Source organism: Pseudomonas sp. OTU5201, from assembly GCF_038440135.1.
GTDB classification, from domain to species: Bacteria; Pseudomonadota; Gammaproteobacteria; order Pseudomonadales; family Pseudomonadaceae; genus Metapseudomonas; species Metapseudomonas resinovorans.
Genome location: NZ_JASATC010000115.1, coordinates 1 through 311 on the forward strand (window position 1 = coordinate 1; position 311 = coordinate 311).

The following is a 311-nucleotide window of genomic DNA, read 5'->3' on the forward strand; positions in this document are numbered from 1 at the left end:
CTGAGTAGTTACACCTTGGGTGCCAATGTCGAGAGCCTGTTCTTTGGTGGCAGTGGCAATTTCACCGGCACGGGCAATGCGCTGGCTAACGTAATCGGCGGCGGTACCGGTAACGATGTGCTCACCGGCGGTGCCGGCAACGACACCCTGATTGGCGGCCTCGGCAATGATACTTTTATGTTCGCTGCAGGCTTCGGTAACGACCGTGTCCAGGGCTTTGACTTCGATCCTGCCGGAGGACAGGACTTGCTCAATGTTGCAGCGCTCGGAGTCACCGCGGCGAACTTCGCGGCCAACGTGACCATCGCCGA

General features: G+C 59.5%; 1 pseudogene. It reads left to right on the forward strand.

Annotated elements, in window-relative coordinates:
* Nucleotides 1-15: 15 nt before the first annotated feature.
* Nucleotides 16-311: pseudogene (locus AAHM40_RS27090) on the forward strand (calcium-binding protein); the annotation flags it as partial.